The sequence below is a fragment of the Breoghania corrubedonensis genome (assembly GCF_003053845.1).
Taxonomy (GTDB): Bacteria; Pseudomonadota; Alphaproteobacteria; order Rhizobiales; family Stappiaceae; genus Breoghania; species Breoghania corrubedonensis.
Genome location: NZ_QAYG01000003.1, coordinates 53,244 through 70,175, shown reverse-complemented (window position 1 = coordinate 70,175; position 16,932 = coordinate 53,244). Strand labels below are relative to the sequence as shown.

Here is a 16,932-nt window from a genome sequence, read left to right as displayed (position 1 = left end):
CGCTTCCGCCTTCCGCGCCCCTCCCCGGAAAACTCGCCGGAAAACTTGAAAGAGGCGGCGGGTCTTCTTCCGTCCATTTCCGTATCGCGGGTCAGCGTCGTTCGCCGCCTTCACCGGCCCGGAATACAGAACCGAAGCCACTCCCGCCATTGTGTAAAAATGAAGTCATCCCATTAAATTATACTTAACCATAGCCGTTTCCCGCGCACACGTATGCGCGGCCGTGAATAAAAAGTCGTGATGGCGTGGTTTTCGATGCGTCCCGGCTGACGCGACCGCCTCAGACGGCCGCGCGCCGGACATTGCGCGCTGTGAGCGGCGCGAGCCATGGCCGAGGAACAGCCCCTCGGCCCAGCTCCGGTTCGCGCCCTACCCGACCCGCTTGAGCCGGGAGGCGAAGAAGCCGTCGAGCCCGCCCATGCGCGGCTGATCTGACGGCCAATGGCAGGGCAGCGTGCGCAGATCGCCCGACGCCGTCACCAGCCCGTCGAGCCCGGCGATTTCCCCCGAAGCGATCGGCACGCGTTCCACGCCCGCGCCTTCCGCCAGCAGCGCCTCGATCTGGCGCTCGCCTTCTTCCGGCTCCAGCGAGCAGGTGCAGTAGACGAGCACACCGCCGGGTTTCAGCCAGGAAAGCGCGCGGCGCAGGAAACGGCCCTGTATCTCGGCCAGCGTGGCGATATCGCTTTCACGCTTCAGCCAGGGCATGTCGGGGTGACGGCGCGCGGTCCCCGTCGCGGTACACGGCGCATCGAGCAGGATCGCATCGAAGGGGGCGGCGGGCTCCCATTTCCCCAAATCGGCGGCGAGGATCTCCACGTCCAGCGACAGCCGGGCCATGTTCTCCGAAACCCGCTTCAGCCGGTTATTCGAGATATCGACGGCCGTCACCTTCGCCCCGGCGGCGGCGAGCTGGGCAGTCTTGCCGCCGGGTGCCGCGCACAGATCGGCGACGTTCAATCCGGCCACATCGCCCAGCAGACGCACCGGCAGGGCGGCGGCGGCATCCTGCACCCACCAGGTGCCTTCGGAAAAGCCGTCCAGCTCCTCCACCCGGCCCGCCTCGACAAGGCGCAGCGAGCCCGTGGGCAGCACCTGCGCGCCGAGCCTCGCGGCCCATGCGGCGGCGTTCTCGGCGGGCTTCAGCGTCAGATCAAGCCCCGGCTCCTCCATATGGGCGGCCGTGATGGCACGCGCCGTCTCGGCTCCATAGGTGTCGCGCCAGCGCTGAAACAGCCAGCCCGGCGCATTGAGCGCGACCGGATCCTGATCCGCCAGAAGCGTATCGCGTTCACGGATCAGACGGCGAAGGACGGCATTGACCAGCCCCTTGTAGGGCCGCGCCATGCGGTCGCCGCCGGCTTCGTCCACAGCCACAGAGACGGCGGCATGGTCGGCCACATCGAGAAACAGGATCTGCGCGATGGCGACATGGAGGATATCCTCCACACGGCCGGTCTTTTCCGGGATCGGCCGATCGAGCAGCTTTTCCACAAGATCGGAGATCTGGCCACGACGGCGCAGGGCAACACCTAGGATGGCGCGCAACAGCGCGCGGTCGTTGTCGGCAAGCGCGCGGTAGAGTGGATGGCCATTCACCGCATCGAGTTCGCTCGCCAGCATGCGGTTGTTGTGGACCACCTTGCCCAGAACCGCGACGGCCGCCCGGCGGACGGGCAGGCCCGGCGTCACCTTCGCGGCCCGCGCGCCCGGGCGCTGCGCCCCGGCATCGGCAGCTGAACCGGCATTCGCGCCTTTGCCTGCACCGGTACCTGTACCGGCCTTCTGGGCGAACGGGCGCTTGCCGCCGCCCGCGCCGTGCGGCCTGTTGCCCTTGCGGTTATCGAGCCGGTTCGGGCCGCCATTGGCCCGACCGGTCTTCTTCTGCCCCGGCTGGCCGCGCCTGTCGCCGCCGCCGGTCTGGCCGTTTCCGGCGCTCAATTCTTCATATCCGTGTCACTGCCTGTCATTTGCTGCCGTCAGCCCCCGTCAACCCCAAGGGCCGCGGGGCTGGTCGTCTTCGTCATCGCGGCCCGGCGCGCGGTCCCAGGGGCCTTGCGTGCCGCCGGCGGCGGGCGGTTCGTCATTGCGGCGCGTGGCGGCAAAGCCCGCCGGCGCCATCGGCTTCACACCGCCGCGCCCGCCCATCTGGCGGTCGATTTCCCTCAGCGCCGCAATGCGGTTTTCGGTTGCCGGGTGGGTGGAGAAGAGATTGTCCATCTTTTCGCCCGACAGCGGGTTGATGATGAACATGTGCGCGGTCGCGGGCGCGTGTTCCGCCGCCTCGTTGCGCACGTGGGCGACGCCGCCGGAGATCTTCCGCAACGCGGAGGCGAGCGCCATCGGGTTGCCGCTGATTTCCGCGCCGCCGCGGTCGGCCGCGTATTCGCGCGTCCGGCTGATCGCCATCTGCACCACCATGGCGGCCATCGGGGCGACGATCATCGCCACCAGCACGCCGACAATGCCCAAGGGATTGTTGCGGTTGCCGCCGAAGAAGAAGGCGAAGTTGCCGAGCATGGAAATCGCGCCGGCAAAGGTCGCGGTGATCGTCATGATCAGCGTGTCGTGGTTCTTCACGTGGGTCAGCTCGTGCGCCATCACGCCGGCGACCTCGTCCTGGCTCAGCATCCGGAGCAGGCCCGTGGAGGCGGCAACGGCCGCGTTTTCGGGGTTGCGACCGGTGGCGAAGGCGTTCGGCTGCTCGCTGTCGATGATGTAGACCTTGGGCATCGGCAGGTCGGCATTCTTCGCCAGCCGTTCCACGATCCGGTAGAGTTCCGGCGCGGTGCGCGCGTCCACCTCCTGCGCGTTGTGCATGCGCAGGACCATCTTGTCGGCGTTCCAATAGCTGAAGGCATTCATGCCAAGCGCGATCAGGAACGCGATCATCATGCCGCCGGTGCCGCCGATCAGGAAACCGACGCCCATGAACAGCGCCGTCATGGCGGCCAGCAGCATTGCGGTGCGGATGTAGTTCATCGTTGCGGGCTTCCGTTTCGTTGCGTGTGGGCCGACGTGCAGAACCTGGTGGCCAGAGGCTGCAACCGGCATGATCCTGCGCTATATGATGGGAACGCATCCGCCGCACCGCAAGACTTGCGCGCACTCGCATAGGCTGAAAGCCCTGCAAAGGAAAGCCGTTTGAGACGATGACCGAGACCGACCGCACACAAGAAAGCCCCGCGAGCGCGAACCGCGCCACGGAGATCCGTCAGGCGAACGAGAAACCGGCCGAGGAGCCGCGCCGCCGTTTCGAGGATCTGCCGCCCGCCGCCCAGCGCGCGCTCATGGAGGCAGAGGAACGCCGCAAGGCCGCAAGGCCGGTTGAATTGGCGAAGGAAGTCAACGGCCGCAACGGCCCCGAACCGACGCGCTATGGCGACTGGGAAAAGAAGGGGATCGCGAGCGATTTCTGATCTGGTCGCCCGGCAGACGACGAGAGAAGAAAGCGCCGTGCGGCGCTTGAGGGACTGACGGCCTCGTCGTTCTTCTGCTTGAGCCGGTGCGGCGGCACGGCCCCTTCCGCAAGCGGACCGGCGGGCGATATGTCTGCGACATTGCCGAGCATCTGGGCGAGGGCGACCGGTCGGCCTTGATCATCGGCCAAAGAACGGATTTTGCTCGTACTTCCGCCCCGCGGGATGCCGACCGCGTGCGCCCGCACCCCTCCCTTTTTGCCCCTGCCCGGCGCGATGCGCTTTGGTATGAGGGCGATCGACGTCCGGCTCTTCAGGCGCAGGGCCGGCGGCGCCGTGCGCACGAAGATCCGTTGCCAGATCCAGCGCCGCGCCATCATTCCCGCTGTCACACAAACGTCCCGATTGATCCTTATCCGCCAATCCTTGACCCGCAATTCAGGCCAATTCAGGCCAATCTGGGAACACAGAATCAAATGCAGTCACGAGTAATTCTGATCGCCTTCTTAGCTTTCATTGTCCCGTTCTATGCTCATGGAGCCTGCGTCGAGGCCAACAATTCCCGTTTTCTGCTGCATGATGACGAGGCAACTGACCTGAAGCATGGCTTGACCTGGAAAAGATGCGCGGTTGGCATGCGCTGGAACGCGGAGAAGCAGAATTGCTCAGGCGAAGTGCTTGGTCTTGGGCTGAATGAGGCATTGGAATACGCAAAGAAGCAAGGGAATGGTTGGCGCGTTCCGACAGGGGAAGAATTGAGTACCCTTTTCGTGGAGAAATGCGAAGGCCCCTGGATCGACACGACTGTCTTTCCCGATGTCGCGGCTTCCGACTTTGGTGAAGGAGCAGCGTTCTGGACATCGACGGAAGCAATACCCGACACGTTCTATTTCTTTGATTTTACCAACGGCTATGTCGACATGCACAGCCGGGGCTTCCATTTGTCGGTATTTCTCGTGAGATAGCATCCGCCGGGGATCGGCCGTGGGCTCTTGTTCGCCCAATACGCGAGAGCCGCCGCTCTGGCGGTTGGATTGACAGAACCCGCCATTCTGCTCACGGCCCCGACCTGGTCATTCAGGCGATGCACAGCAAACAGCCGGTTCCGGACGCCCGGCCGGTTGAATTGGCGAAGGAAATCAACGGTCGCAGCGGCCCCGAACCGACGCATTACGGCGACGGGGAGAAGAAGGGGATTGCAAGCGATTTTTAACGGGCATCAATCAATTTAGTGCATATGTCTAAAATAACCCGTTCTCGCGCCCGAATATCTTCTCCGATATTATCATATTTTGTTGTATAGCAATATTTTTTCATTTCATCATAATCGCTAAAATATCTCAACTCTTCTAAATCTATCAATTTATTATTATTTAAATCTATTAGAGCAACGAATGAATAATGTATTTTTTCATATATATTCAGTATTTCTTGTATCTCATCATATAAACGCCCGATTTGTCTAGCGCCCTTGAAATACGCCAATAACATTGGCCTCATTTCATTTATTGAATAAACTTTATTTGACGCTGACTCCAATATCAAGAACCTCCCCTCCAATTGAGAGTCCTTATTCGCTTCCGAATTATTTTTGGAAAAGCTAATTGCTCTTGAGTCTTCAATAGAACTTACAATTTTATATATTGAGATCATTATCTCGTTTAAAATTGAAATTCTCTCTGAGTAATATTTTTGCTTCCTCCAGCTGTTAACCGTTAAAAAGGCAAATAACGCCGAAAGAGCAGCCGAAATCGACTGTATATATGCAAGCAGGTCCCCCATTTACAAGCCTTACAATTGGACTTCAATCCCATATTTAGGAATTCGAGTTCGACTTAATGGTCACCTCTCTCCCATTGATGAATTTTATGTTCTTGTTCCCATTTATCACCAGGATTCGCATCGGATCGTCTTCTGCACCCGTCATTCCCGGTTTCAGTAGATATTTATACATCGCAACACGATTTCCCTTGTGAATTCTAAAATTTACAAGAACCTTCAAATGCTCATAACTTTTTGCGAGCGCCCCGTTGGCAAAATCTTCAGAAAAAAACGGCCCGAACTCTCGACCGTATTGTTCCGTCACCAGATAATAATACTCAATCACTTTTTTTAAATTTGTATTGTCAAGCAATACTTCAAATTCATCTGTTGCTTGAACACCCTCTTTGCGAACTGCCGACACCATCTCGATTATTTCACATGTATCTTCTTCCGACACCGCGGCCGCACCAATTTTTGACATAAACTCCTCCTACGTCATTTTGTTAAAATGCTAAGAAATTACCCTGTTCTTTTCAAGACTGTTTTTTGACTCTCATCCACCCCTCCTTGGTTAATGCAGGTTTAACCCTTCCCGCGCTAGCGTTGGCGTCAATCGTTCACATGCATGCGTACCGGTTCACTCATGAATCCAGCAAAGGCTGCGCCTTCGCGCCGCGCCGATCCCGAATCGGCCACCGCCTTCCAGCGCCTCAACACCCTGCTCGACGGCCTTGAGCCCGGGCAGGACCCGATCGTGCTCACCGTCGGCGAGCCGCGCCACGCGCTGCCGTCTTTCGTCGGACCGGTCATCAGCGCCAATCTCGACGATTTCCGCCGCTATCCGCCCATTCGCGGCACCGATGAATTCCGCAAGACCGTGGCCGACTGGCTTGACCGGCGCTACCGGCTTGGCGGGCTGATCGATCCCGACCGCCACGTCCTGCCGCTCAACGGTTCGCGCGAGGGGCTGTTCTATGCCGCCTTCACCGCCGCCGACATGCTCGCCAAGGACAATCCGGCGATCCTGCTGCCAAACCCCTACTATCACCCCTATTCGCTGGGGGCGGCGAAGTCGGGGGCGGAGGCCGTCTATCTCGATGCCCGCGAGGCGTCCGGCTTCCTGCCCGATCTCGATGCGCTCGACGCGGGCCTGCTCGATCGCACCATCGCCTTCTATTTCGCCTCGCCCGCGAACCCGCAAGGCGCGGTCGCCCCGCTCGACTACTGGTGCAAGCTGATCGGGCTCGCCCGCAAGCACCGCTTCTATGTGTTTGCGGATGAATGCTATTCAGAGATCTACCGCGACACCCCGCCGCCGGGCGTGCTGCAGGCCGCACGCGGCATGGGCGGTGATCTTTCCAACATCGTCGCCTTCAATTCGCTCTCCAAGCGCTCCAATCTGGCGGGCCTGAGATGCGGTATCGCGGCCGGCGACGCGGACTTCATCGCGCAGTGGACCACGTTGCGCAATTCCGCCGCGCCGCAGGTGCCGATGCCCAATCAGGCCGTGGCCGTCGCCGCGTTTTCGGATGAACGCCACGTGGAGGAAAACCGCCGCCTCTACAATGCCAAGTTCGAGGCGGCCGAAACCATTCTCGGCCCAACCTTCGGCTACAAGAAGCCCGAGGGCGGCTTCTTTGTCTGGCTCGACGTGTCGCGTTTCGGCGGCGGTGTGGAGGCGGCGAAACGTCTTTGGCTGGAACAGGGCGTCAAGGTCGTGCCGGGCGCCTATCTCGCCCGCACGCAAAGTGACGGGTCCAACCCGGGCACGAATTTCATCCGCCTCGCCATGGTGGAAGACATCGATACGACGCGGCGCGCGCTGGTGCGCATCGCCGCACTTGCGGGCACTGTGGCCGGCGCCACCGGCGCTCAGGGCGCGGCAGAGGGATAGGGCATGCGAACGACGCGAGCCACACTCGGATTTGTCGAACCGGAAGACCGGATCCGCCGGCTGCTGAAGCGCAACATCGCGGGCGCGAGCGGGCTGATACTGATCGCGGCAACGGCGGCTCTCGCGGCCGCACTCGCCACATGGTCGGTGGAAGATCCGAGCCTGTCGCACGCCACCGATGCGCCGGTGCGCAACGCGCTCGGCACGCCCGGCGCGGTCCTCGCCGATCTGGTCATGCAGATGATCGGCCTGTCCTCGGCCATCTTCCTGTTTCCCGTGGTGCTGTGGGGCTGGCGGCTGGTGGCCGGCAAGAGCCTCGGCATCCGTCGTCGCCGCATCCTGACCTGGTTCCTGGGAACGTTGTGCGCCGCAGGCGCGCTCGCCTCGCTGCCCGTGCCCTCCACCTGGCCGCTGCCGACCGGGCTCGGCGGCGTCTTCGGCGATCTTCTCAACACCATTCCCCGCGCCTTTGCCGGCCTCGTGCCGGAAGGGCTCGTCGGCCTCATCGGCGCTTTCGGCTTCGGCGTGCCCGCGCTGATCCTGATGCTGCACGCCTCCGGCTGGATCGACCAGCGCCGGGGTGCCAGGGAATTCGAGACCGATGTCGCCGCCCCCCTCTACGAGGAGGATGAGGAGGACGACTACGAGGACGAAGACGACGGCGATGGCCGCTTCGCGACGTTCTTCGGCCACGTCGCCCATTGGGGCTACATGGCCGGCGCGATCTTCCGGCGCCTGTCCGGTCGCCGGCGCCAGCACGCCCGTGCCCGGCACGAGGACGTCTACGCCGCTCAGGAGGAGGTGTACGAGGATGTCCGCCCACGCCGCTCGCTGCGGCGATGGCTCGCCGAGAAGCTTCTGGGCGAGGAAGCTGACGTTTATGCCTATGACGATCGGCGCGAACCGCGTGGTGGCCTGAGCGAGGCGCTGGCGCGCGCCGACGCCGCCTTCGACGACGAGGATGACGACGGCTACGATGCCGGATACGACGAGGACGATACCGAGGACGAGCAGCCCGTGGGCCGCACGCCCGTCGGCATCGCCGGCCCCGCCACGATGACGGCGGCCGACGTGAACCAGCGTGTCGCCGCCCCTGCCCCGCGCCCAAGGCCCGGCAAACGCGTCGTGCGCGAGGCGCAGCCCTCGTTCCTGGGCCCGGAGACATACGAACTGCCGCCGCTGGCGCTGCTGGCCGAGCCCAAGGCGCCGGGCCGCAACCAGACGATCTCCACCGATGCGCTGGAACAGAACGCCCGCATCCTGGAAGGCGTGCTGGAGGATTTCGGCGTGCGCGGCGAGATCATCCACGTGCGCCCCGGCCCCGTGGTCACGCTCTACGAGCTGGAGCCGGCGCCGGGCATCAAGTCGTCCCGCGTCATCGGGCTTGCCGACGATATCGCCCGCTCCATGTCGGCGATCTCCGCGCGCGTCGCGGTCATTCCCGGCAAGAACGCCATCGGCATCGAGTTGCCGAACCAGCGCCGCGAGACGGTTTTCCTGCGCGAGCTGCTCGCCTCGCACGACTACGAGGCGTCGAAGGCGAAGCTGGCGCTGTCGCTCGGCAAGACCATCGGCGGCGAGCCGGTGATCGCCGACCTTGCCCGCATGCCGCACCTGCTGGTCGCCGGCACCACCGGCTCGGGCAAGTCGGTCGCCATCAACACCATGATTCTGTCGCTGCTCTACAAGCTCAATCCGGAGCAGTGCAAGCTGATCATGATCGACCCGAAGATGCTGGAACTCTCCGTCTATGACGGCATTCCGCATCTGCTGACCCCTGTCGTCACCGATCCGAAGAAGGCCGTCGTCGCGCTGAAATGGACCGTGCGCGAGATGGAGCAGCGCTACAAGAACATGTCGAAGGTCGGCGTGCGCAACATCGACGGCTTCAACACCCGCGTGGCGCAGGCCGCCAAGAAGGGCGAAGTCATCCGCCGCACGGTGCAGACCGGCTTCGACCGTGAGACCGGCGAGGCGATCTTCGAGGAGGAAGAGCTGAACCTGGAGCCGATGCCCTACATCATCGTCGTGGTCGACGAGATGGCCGACCTGATGATGGTCGCCGGCAAGGACATCGAGGGCGCGATCCAGCGTCTGGCGCAGATGGCGCGTGCCGCCGGCATCCACATCATCATGGCCACCCAGCGCCCCTCGGTCGACGTCATCACCGGCACGATCAAGGCGAACTTCCCCACCCGCATCTCCTTCCAGGTGACGTCGAAGATCGACAGCCGCACCATTCTGGGCGAACAGGGCGCGGAACAGCTGCTCGGCATGGGCGACATGCTCTACATGGCCGGCGGCGGGCGCATCCAGCGCGTCCACGGACCGTTCGTTTCCGACGGCGAGGTGGAGGAGATCGTCGCCCACCTGAAGCTGCAGGGCACGCCGCAATACCTCGATAACATCACCGAAGACACCGACGAGGGCGATGGTGGCTACGACATGCTGTCCGGCGGTTCCGGCGACGAGGGCAACGACCTCTACGACAAGGCGGTCGCCATCGTCATTCGCGACAAGAAGGCGTCCACCAGCTACATCCAGCGGCGTCTGTCGATCGGCTACAACCGCGCCGCCTCGCTGATCGAGCGGATGGAGCAGGAAGGCGTGATCAGCGGCGCCAACCATGCCGGCAAGCGTGAGGTGCTGGTGCCGGGCGAAGAGGAGATCTGAGGGGAAGAAGCGGGCGAGAGGGCGATGAAGCGCAGCCGGATACCGTTGCGGTGCCAGCCTTCGTCCATCTTCCCGCCGCGACTGGAACCCGATGCCGCGCGGCATCGTTTGCACGCGACAGGTGGGCGCCGGCACGGCACAATCGCGCGCCGGCGCCGCAGATTCGCCACAGGCGATTGATAGCGGCCATTCCCGGGCGCGCACCCGCCAACGGCGTAAATGGAGAAAACACTCATGGCATTCCGGTCACCGCGAACCCTTCTTTCGCAACGTCAACCGGCTTTGCGGGACAAGACGGGCGGGATTACGCGCAGATCGGGCCTCGCCCTGATCGCGGCAGCGGTGACGGCCGCGATGATCGGGCTTTCCGGCACGCCCGCCGATGCGGCCAACGCGCTCACCGACAAGCAGCGCGCCACGCTTGAGCAGATCAACACCTACTTCAATTCCATCCGCACCATGGCCGGCGACTTCGTCCAGTTCGGCCCCAATGGCGAGCGGGCGGAAGGCCAGTTCTACCTGTCGCGTCCCGGCAAGATCCGCTTCCACTACAAGCCGCCGGCCCGTATCGACATCATCGCCGACGGCAAGTCGGTGTCGGTGAAGGACCGCAAGCTTCAGACGCAGGACATCTGGCCGCTGTCGAAGACGCCGCTGCGCTTTCTGCTGTCGAACAAGATCGACCTGACGAGCGACGCCAACGTGACGTCGGTCTCGGTAGAGCCCGATCTCGTCACGGTGATCATCACCGAGGACGGCACCTTCGTTCAGGGCAAGCTGACGCTGATCTTCGATGCGCAGACGCAGGAACTGAAGCAGTGGACGGTAACCGACGAACAGGGTCTCGACACCTCCGTCGCCATCTACAACGTCAAGAAGGACGTGGCGATGAACGACAAGATGTTCGTCATCGATTACCTCGCGAACACGCGCCAGAAGAGCGGACGGTAGGACGCGACGGCACCGGCCTCACGGTTTCACTCATCCCGTTCTCTCCACCGTCATTGCCCGGCGCAGCCCGGGCAATCCATTGCCCGCCACAACGCACGCTGAGCAGGAAGGCGGATCCCCCGGACAAAGCCGGGGGATGACGACGGAGGGTACGCGGCGCGGGGAAACGGCATCGCCCCTCGGGACCGACCGCCCCTTCTCCGCCTCAGCCCGGTTCCCAACCGTCCGGTGCCATCTCGAAGCCGGAGAATTCGAAGGCGGGGGCGACCGTGCAGCCCACAAGCGTCCATGTGCCGAGGCTTTCCGCCTGCTGCCACACGCCCTGCGGCACAACTGCCTGAGGCTGCTGGCCGTTCAGAATGTCGGGGCCAAGCGTGATGTCCTGCTTGCCGTCGCCGGTCGACAGCGACAGCGTCAGCGGCGCGCCGGCATAGTGGTGCCAAACCTCCACCGCATCCACCTTGTGCCAGGCGGAAACGATGCCCGCGGGCAGCAGGAAATAGATCGCGGTGGACCGCGCGCGGCCGTTCACCTCGGCCGGATCGCGGAAGGTCTCGCGGAAGAAGCCGCCTTCGGGGTGCGGCGCCAGGCGCAGCCGCTGCGACAGCTCTTCAGCACTCAGCCCAAGATAGGGGTCCGGCATTCTCTTCGTCCTCCGTTGCGCTGGATGCGGCCGGGCAAGACCTCCGCCTGCCCGAAAGAGATGTCAGAAGGTGTCCTTGCGCCGCCGCACCTCGACAAAGACCTCGTCCGCTGATGCGCCCGCCAGCCCGACCGCCTCCTTGACGCCCGGGTCGCCCGCCCGCAGGAAGGGGTTGGTCTGCATTTCCAAAGCCATGGTGGTGGGAAGCGTCGGCTTGCCCGCCTCGCGAAGCGTCTCCACCTCGGCCAGCCGGTCGGCCAGCGCGGAATTGGCCGGATCGACGGTGACCGCGAAGCGCGCGTTGGCGAGCGTGTATTCGTGGCCGCAATAGATCGCCGTCTGCGGCGGCAGTGTGGTGAGGAGCTTTTCCATCGAGGCCCACATCATTTCCGGCGTGCCCTCGAAGATGCGCCCGCAGCCCATGGCGAACAGCGTGTCGCCGGTAAACGCCACCTCCGCCTCCGGCAGCCAGTAGGAAATCTGGTCGAGCGTGTGGCCCGGCGTCGCGATGCAGCGGATCTCGTAGTCGCCGAAACGCACGGTATCGCCGTCGCCGACGTTCTGGTCGAACTCGGGAAAGCGGGAGGCGGACTTCACCGGCCCGATCACGTGGGCGCCGGTCTTCTTCTTCAGCGCACCCAGCCCCTGCGTGTGGTCGGCGTGGTGGTGGGTGATCAGGATGTGGGTGAGCTTCCAGCCGGCCTTGTCCAGTTCGGCCGCCACCGCCACCGCATCCGGCACGTCGACGGCGAGCGTCGCCCCCGATTCCGGATCGTGTACCAGCACGGCGAAATTGTCGTCCAGACACATGAATTGGCGGATTTCAAGCGAGCCCATGTCCGCTCTCCCTTTTTTGATGCGATAAAGGCGTTGCGATTTTCGTTGCAACCCATCGACGGGGCACTATGCAACAAATGACGGTGCCCGGCACCCCTTGTCGCAGGTCGAGGGGGCGGGGACCCGTTGCCGCACCCGGAGAACCTGCGGGCGGCTCAAAGATTGTGCCAATGTGCGAAGGACGTCTGCCGACCGCTTGCGCGTGCGAGGCGGCGATTGCATGTGAGCTCACAAGCCGGTTCAATCGGCTTCACCATGGTCCGGAGCAAGAATCGCTCCGCGATCCCAGCCTCTTTCCGCCGGTGGGTACGATGTATCTCGACGTGCTCGACATGAAACGGTTCTACGAGCAGCGGCTGGGCATGGTCGTGCGCACGCTGGTGGGTCAGCGCATCCAGGCGCAATGGCCCGACCTGAGGGGCAAGCGCCTGCTGTCGCTGGGCTTCACGACGCCCTATCTGCGTCCCTATCTGCGACAGGCGGAGCGCATCGTCGCCGCCATGCCGGCGCAACAGGGGGTGATGGCATGGCCGCCGGAAGGCCCCAATCGCACGACGCTGGTCGATGACTGCAACCTGCCGCTGCCCGACGCCTGCATCGACCGGGCGCTGCTCGTCCACACGCTTGATCTGTCGAACGACCCGATGGCGGTGCTGCGCGAGGTCTGGCGCGTGTTGGCGCCGGGTGGCCGGCTCCTGACGGTTGTGCCCAACCGGCGCTCGCTGTGGTCGCAGTTCGAGACGACGCCGTTCGGCTACGGCCGGCCATTCTCGCGCGGCCAGCTCTCCGCCTTCCTGCGCCAGACGCGTTTCGTGCCCACGGCGGCGGAAGGAGCGCTCTACGTGCCGCCCTTCCGCTCGCGCCTGCTGACGCGCTCCGCATCGGGCTGGGAGAGGATCGGCCACCGGCTGTGGCCGGCCTTTGCCGGCGTGCTGGTGGTGGAGGCGGAAAAGCAGATCTATCAGGCCATACCGAAAGAGCCGGAAAAAGCCGCCGCCCGGCTGCTGCGCCCGGTCTTCATCTCCGATGGCCCCCCGAGAGGCACGGCCGGCACCTCGCGCCACAAGATGTGAGCGGGGCGTGCCGGATACCATCCGGACAGCACTCGCAGCGCGAAGCCTCCCAAGGGAAAGGGAGCCAGACTGCCCCCTCTCACCGATCTTGATCGTTTTACGGTTTGACGAAATCAGATTGGCGCCGTGGCCTGGCGGCCCGCTCCCGTCTCCCCCGCAAACGGCGAGAGGGGAGTATGCCGCTTGCGCCCGAAGTCCATCCGCATCCGTCGAACCGTGAAACGCTCCGGAATTAATCCGGCGCTACTTGATCCGGTCGCGCTTGGCCAGCGTGCGCAGACGCAGGGCGTTCAGCTTGATGAAGCCGGCGGCATCCTTCTGGTCGTAGGCGCCCTGGTCGTCTTCGAAGGTGACCAGCTCTTCCGAATAGAGCGAATAGGGCGAGGCGCGGCCCACCACGATCACGTTGCCCTTGTAGAGCTTCAGTCTGACCGTGCCCGTCACCTTCTGCTGGCTATGGTCGATCGCGGCCTGAAGCATCTCGCGCTCGGGCGAGAACCAGAAGCCGTTGTAGATCAGCTCCGCGTAGCGCGGCATCAGATCGTCCTTGAGGTGGCCGGCGCCACGATCGAGCGTGATCGATTCCATCGCCCGGTGGGCGGTGAGCAGGATCGTGCCGCCCGGCGTCTCGTAGACGCCGCGCGACTTCATGCCGACGAAGCGGTTTTCCACCAGATCGAGACGACCGATGCCGTTGTCGCGGCCGTAATCGTTCAATTTGGCGAACAGCGTGGCCGGCGACATCTTCTCGCCGTTCAGGCTGACCGCGTCGCCCTTTTCAAAGCCGATCTCGATTTCCGTCGCCTCGTCGGGGGCCTCCATCGGAGAGACGGTGCGCTGGTAGACGTAGGCGGGCGGCTCCTCGGCCGGATCCTCGAGCACCTTCCCTTCCGACGACGAGTGCAGCATGTTCGCATCGACCGAGAACGGTGCCTCGCCGCGCTTGTCGTGCGGAACGGGGATCTGGTACTTCTCGGCGAACTCGATGAGGTCGGTGCGCGACTTGAACGTCCAGTCGCGCCACGGCGCGATCACCTTGATGTCGGGGTCGAGCGCATAGGCCGACAGCTCGAAGCGGACCTGGTCGTTGCCCTTGCCGGTCGCCCCGTGGGCGATGGCGTCGGCGCCGGTTTCGTGCGCGATCTCGATTAGGCGCTTGGAAATCAGCGGCCGGGCGATGGAGGTGCCGAGCAGGTAAACGCCCTCATAGACGGCATTGGCGCGGAACATGGGATAAACGAAATCGGAGATGAACTCTTCGCGCAGGTCATCGATGTAGATTTCCTTGATGCCGAGCATCTCGGCCTTTCGGCGCGCCGGCTCCAGCTCCTCGCCCTGGCCGAGGTCGGCGGTGAACGTCACCACCTCGCAGCCATACTCGATCTGCAGCCATTTCAGGATGATGGATGTGTCAAGCCCACCCGAATAGGCCAGCACAACCTTCTTGATGTCGCCATGCGCCATTAAAATCGTCCGTTCTGATGCGAGGGGCGTTGGGATCGCCCCGTGTTCTGGAAATTCGCGCCGCACTGTAGCCAAGCGTGGCGGCGGCGCAAGAGGGCGGTTGCAGTTCGCTCGCAAGCATCGCGAAAGGCGCGGATACCGTGCCGGCGCGACGATTTGCGGGGAACGGGATGCGTTCTTGCGCATTATAGCACCGCTTCGGCGTGCCTTCGCGGGCCTGCCGCCCCTCGTATCATCGCCCCAGGCGGCTGCCTTGTTGCGGCCATTTTGAACCGTCTTCCTACCCCGCCATCGCGAGCGGATGCAGGTTTATCACCGGCGCCCTGCTCGTATCCCCTTGTTTTCTTGGTGCATGCCGCCCTCCCAGCCAGACCCGAGGCCTTCTTCATGCTTCGCATCCTGACGAGCCTTGCCCCCGCGCTCATCGCCCCCTCCCTCATCGCCGGCACCCTCCTCGCCGGCTCCATCATCGCCGCCCAGGCGGCGGACCCCGCGCTCAAGCTTGGCGCGCCCGAACCCTTCAGCTTCGACAGCCTGATCGAACGCGCCCGCACGCTTGCCGGCGAGCCCTACAAGGCGCCCGCCGTGCGCGCCGCCGACACGCTTGAAAGGATCGACTACGACGCCCACTGGAAAATCCGGTTCAAGCGGTCGGAGACGATCACCATCGGCAAGGACGCGCCGATCCAGTTCTTCCACATGGGCCGCTACTTCAAGGAGCCCGTGCGGATGTATGAGGTCGCCGGCGGCCAGGCGCGCGAGATCGTGTATTCGCCGGACGCCTTCGACATGCCCGACGACAGCCCTGCCAAGGCGCTGCCGCACGATATCGGCTTCGCCGGCTTCCGGGTGATGCGTCCCGATCTCAAGACCGACTGGATCTCGTATCTCGGCGCCAGCTATTTCCGCACCGACGGCCAGTCACGGCAATACGGCCAGTCGACACGCGGGCTCGCCATCGACACCGGGCTTTCCACGCCTGAGGAGTTTCCGCGCTTTTCCGATTTCTGGCTCGCCCCGCCCGAGCATGAGGGCCAGACGCTCATTATCTACGCGCTGCTGCAATCGCCCTCGGTCACCGGCGCCTACAAGATGGCACTCACAAACGAGGACGGCAAAGGCCAGATCATCGACGTCGACAGCCGGCTGTTCTTCCGAAAGGGCGTCGAACGGCTCGGCGTGGCGCCGCTCACCTCCATGTACTGGTATTCCGAGACCAACCGTTCCACGGCACGCGACTGGCGCCCGGAGGTGCATGACACGGACGGCCTCGCCATCCTGTCGGGCACGGGTGAGCGCATCTGGCGCCCGCTCAACAATCCGCATGTGGTCAGGACCTCCACCTTCCAGGTGCCGGACGTGGAGGGCTTTGGCCTCGCCCAGCGCGACCGGAAATTCGAGGATTACGAGGATGACGGCGTCTTCTACAACAAACGTCCGTCCGTGTGGATCCACCCGCTCAGACCGTTCGGCCCCGGCTCCATCCAGCTTGTCGAGATCCCGACCGACGACGAGATCTTCGACAACATTGTCGCCTACTGGACGCCGAAGGAGCACCCCACGGCCGGAGATCAGCTTTCGCTCGCCTATCGCATGACGTGGTCCGACACTCATCCGCTGCCGGAAAGCGGTGCGCGGGTGGCCGCTACCCGGGTCGGCCAGGGCGGTGTTCCCGGCCAGCCGCGCCCCGACGACCAGATCAAGGTCGTCATCGATTTCGAGGGCCCCTCGCTCAAGGGCCTGACGCAGAAATCGGGTGTGAAGCCGGTCGTGGAGCTTTCCAGCGGCAAACCGATCGAGCCCTATGTGCTTCCAGTCGTCGGCACCGACCGCTGGCGCGTCATCTTCGACGCCAAGACGCCGATCGAAGATCCGGTGGAGGCGCGCGTCTACCTGAAGCACGGCGACGACGTGCTGAGCGAGACGTGGCTCGGCCAGCTCTCGCACGACATGGTGGCGAGGAAGTAGCCGGGCGGATCAGAGAGCACGGAGCGGCTTTGCCGCGCTGATATCTGGATTGCGGATCAGCGCTCGGCTTCGCCTCGCTTGTCCGGAATGAGGGCGTGTGTGGTCGGCGTCAAGCCAACTCCACACTCCTCATTCCGACCCCTTGCCCCTCATTCTGGCCCCTTGCCCCTCATTCAGGGCGGTCTGCCGCGGAAGCGGCTTGGCCAGACCCGGAATCCAGCGCAAGAAGCGCGGCCTGAAAGGCCG

15 protein-coding genes are annotated in these 16,932 nt (G+C 63.8%); 8 read left to right on the top strand and 7 right to left on the bottom strand.

The features are described 5' to 3' along the window. Nucleotides 1–369 precede the first annotated feature (369 nt). The gene (locus tag C8N35_RS10855; protein ID WP_107989969.1) at nt 370–1,692 is read right to left on the bottom strand and encodes an RsmB/NOP family class I SAM-dependent RNA methyltransferase; all 1,323 of its coding nucleotides are present in this window, start codon (nt 1,690–1,692) and stop codon (nt 370–372) included. Nucleotides 1,693–1,989: 297 nt separating this feature from the next. Beyond that, entirely contained in the window at nt 1,990–2,982 is a 993-nt protein-coding gene (htpX, locus tag C8N35_RS10850; RefSeq protein ID WP_107989719.1) for a zinc metalloprotease HtpX, read from the bottom strand. 170 nt (nt 2,983–3,152) lie between these two features. Here htpX and C8N35_RS10845 point away from each other — a divergent pair, with 170 nt between their 5' ends. The 3 genes from C8N35_RS10845 (at nt 3,153) to C8N35_RS10830 (ending at nt 4,632) form a co-directional block, all read left to right on the top strand. Beyond that, nucleotides 3,153–3,419, top strand: coding sequence for a DUF1674 domain-containing protein (locus C8N35_RS10845; protein WP_107989718.1), 267 nt, complete (start codon nt 3,153–3,155; stop codon nt 3,417–3,419). 176 nt (nt 3,420–3,595) lie between these two features. Then, nucleotides 3,596–4,384, top strand: a complete 789-nt coding sequence (locus C8N35_RS24210; RefSeq protein WP_210203489.1) for an Lcl C-terminal domain-containing protein — start codon at nt 3,596–3,598, stop codon at nt 4,382–4,384. Nucleotides 4,385–4,503: 119 nt separating this feature from the next. Then, the gene (locus C8N35_RS10830) at nt 4,504–4,632 is read left to right on the top strand and encodes a DUF1674 domain-containing protein (RefSeq protein ID WP_107989715.1); all 129 of its coding nucleotides are present in this window, start codon (nt 4,504–4,506) and stop codon (nt 4,630–4,632) included. Here the strand turns inward: C8N35_RS10830 and C8N35_RS23640 are convergent. Then, nucleotides 4,629–5,201, bottom strand: coding sequence for a hypothetical protein (locus tag C8N35_RS23640; RefSeq protein ID WP_146177379.1), 573 nt, complete (start codon nt 5,199–5,201; stop codon nt 4,629–4,631). The two genes, C8N35_RS10830 and C8N35_RS23640, sit on opposite strands and share 4 nt — an antisense overlap. Before the next feature lie 34 nt (nt 5,202–5,235). Further along, nucleotides 5,236–5,664, bottom strand: a complete 429-nt coding sequence (locus C8N35_RS10825; RefSeq protein WP_107989714.1) for a hypothetical protein — start codon at nt 5,662–5,664, stop codon at nt 5,236–5,238. A gap of 162 nt (nt 5,665–5,826) precedes the next feature. On the opposite strand from C8N35_RS10825, the gene C8N35_RS10820 reads away from it, so the two are divergent. From C8N35_RS10820 to C8N35_RS10810, 3 genes are all read left to right on the top strand, one after another. Next, nucleotides 5,827–7,077: an aminotransferase class I/II-fold pyridoxal phosphate-dependent enzyme gene (locus tag C8N35_RS10820; protein ID WP_107989713.1), complete on the top strand. Its 1,251-nt coding sequence runs from the start codon at nt 5,827–5,829 to the stop codon at nt 7,075–7,077. Nucleotides 7,078–7,080: 3 nt separating this feature from the next. Then, entirely contained in the window at nt 7,081–9,750 is a 2,670-nt protein-coding gene (locus C8N35_RS10815) for a DNA translocase FtsK (protein WP_107989712.1), read from the top strand. Nucleotides 9,751–9,984: 234 nt separating this feature from the next. Further along, a complete protein-coding gene (locus C8N35_RS10810; protein ID WP_210203488.1) occupies nt 9,985–10,701 on the top strand; it encodes a LolA family protein in 717 nt (238 codons plus the stop codon). Between the two features lie 205 nt (nt 10,702–10,906). Here the strand turns inward: C8N35_RS10810 and C8N35_RS10805 are convergent, their stop codons facing one another. Together C8N35_RS10805 and gloB are read right to left on the bottom strand one after the other, a co-directional pair. Further along, complete coding sequence (locus C8N35_RS10805; RefSeq protein WP_107989711.1) at nt 10,907–11,344, bottom strand: cupin domain-containing protein; 438 nt, start codon at nt 11,342–11,344, stop codon at nt 10,907–10,909. A 63-nt stretch (nt 11,345–11,407) separates the two neighbouring features. Continuing rightward, a complete protein-coding gene (gloB, locus tag C8N35_RS10800; protein WP_107989710.1) occupies nt 11,408–12,181 on the bottom strand; it encodes a hydroxyacylglutathione hydrolase in 774 nt (257 codons plus the stop codon). A gap of 311 nt (nt 12,182–12,492) precedes the next feature. On the opposite strand from gloB, the gene C8N35_RS10795 reads away from it, so the two are divergent. Beyond that, nucleotides 12,493–13,254, top strand: coding sequence for a class I SAM-dependent methyltransferase (locus C8N35_RS10795; protein ID WP_107989967.1), 762 nt, complete (start codon nt 12,493–12,495; stop codon nt 13,252–13,254). A gap of 243 nt (nt 13,255–13,497) precedes the next feature. On the opposite strand, the gene C8N35_RS10790 is transcribed toward C8N35_RS10795, so the two are convergent. Next, complete coding sequence (locus C8N35_RS10790; protein ID WP_107989709.1) at nt 13,498–14,718, bottom strand: argininosuccinate synthase; 1,221 nt, start codon at nt 14,716–14,718, stop codon at nt 13,498–13,500. Nucleotides 14,719–15,105: 387 nt separating this feature from the next. Between C8N35_RS10790 and C8N35_RS10785 the strand changes: the two genes are divergently transcribed. Then, nucleotides 15,106–16,686 (top strand): OpgD/OpgG family glucan biosynthesis protein, encoded by a 1,581-nt coding sequence (locus C8N35_RS10785; protein ID WP_107989708.1) that lies wholly within the window; start codon nt 15,106–15,108, stop codon nt 16,684–16,686. Nucleotides 16,687–16,932: the final 246 nt, after the last annotated feature.

Bases quoted from the DNA above. Each gene is read 5' to 3' on its own strand.
- C8N35_RS23640 (WP_146177379.1), bottom strand. From the start codon at position 5,201: ATGGGGGACCTGCTTGCATATATACAGTCGATTTCGGCTGCTCTTTCG.
- C8N35_RS10830 (WP_107989715.1), top strand. From the start codon at position 4,504: ATGCACAGCAAACAGCCGGTTCCGGACGCCCGGCCGGTTGAATTGGCG.
- C8N35_RS10805 (WP_107989711.1), bottom strand. From the start codon at position 11,344: ATGCCGGACCCCTATCTTGGGCTGAGTGCTGAAGAGCTGTCGCAGCGG.
- C8N35_RS10810 (WP_210203488.1), top strand. From the start codon at position 9,985: ATGGCATTCCGGTCACCGCGAACCCTTCTTTCGCAACGTCAACCGGCT.
- htpX (WP_107989719.1), bottom strand. From the start codon at position 2,982: ATGAACTACATCCGCACCGCAATGCTGCTGGCCGCCATGACGGCGCTG.
- C8N35_RS10790 (WP_107989709.1), bottom strand. From the start codon at position 14,718: ATGGCGCATGGCGACATCAAGAAGGTTGTGCTGGCCTATTCGGGTGGG.
- gloB (WP_107989710.1), bottom strand. From the start codon at position 12,181: ATGGGCTCGCTTGAAATCCGCCAATTCATGTGTCTGGACGACAATTTC.
- C8N35_RS10845 (WP_107989718.1), top strand. From the start codon at position 3,153: ATGACCGAGACCGACCGCACACAAGAAAGCCCCGCGAGCGCGAACCGC.
- C8N35_RS10825 (WP_107989714.1), bottom strand. From the start codon at position 5,664: ATGTCAAAAATTGGTGCGGCCGCGGTGTCGGAAGAAGATACATGTGAA.
- C8N35_RS10795 (WP_107989967.1), top strand. From the start codon at position 12,493: ATGTATCTCGACGTGCTCGACATGAAACGGTTCTACGAGCAGCGGCTG.
- C8N35_RS10785 (WP_107989708.1), top strand. From the start codon at position 15,106: ATGCTTCGCATCCTGACGAGCCTTGCCCCCGCGCTCATCGCCCCCTCC.
- C8N35_RS10815 (WP_107989712.1), top strand. From the start codon at position 7,081: ATGCGAACGACGCGAGCCACACTCGGATTTGTCGAACCGGAAGACCGG.
- C8N35_RS10820 (WP_107989713.1), top strand. From the start codon at position 5,827: ATGAATCCAGCAAAGGCTGCGCCTTCGCGCCGCGCCGATCCCGAATCG.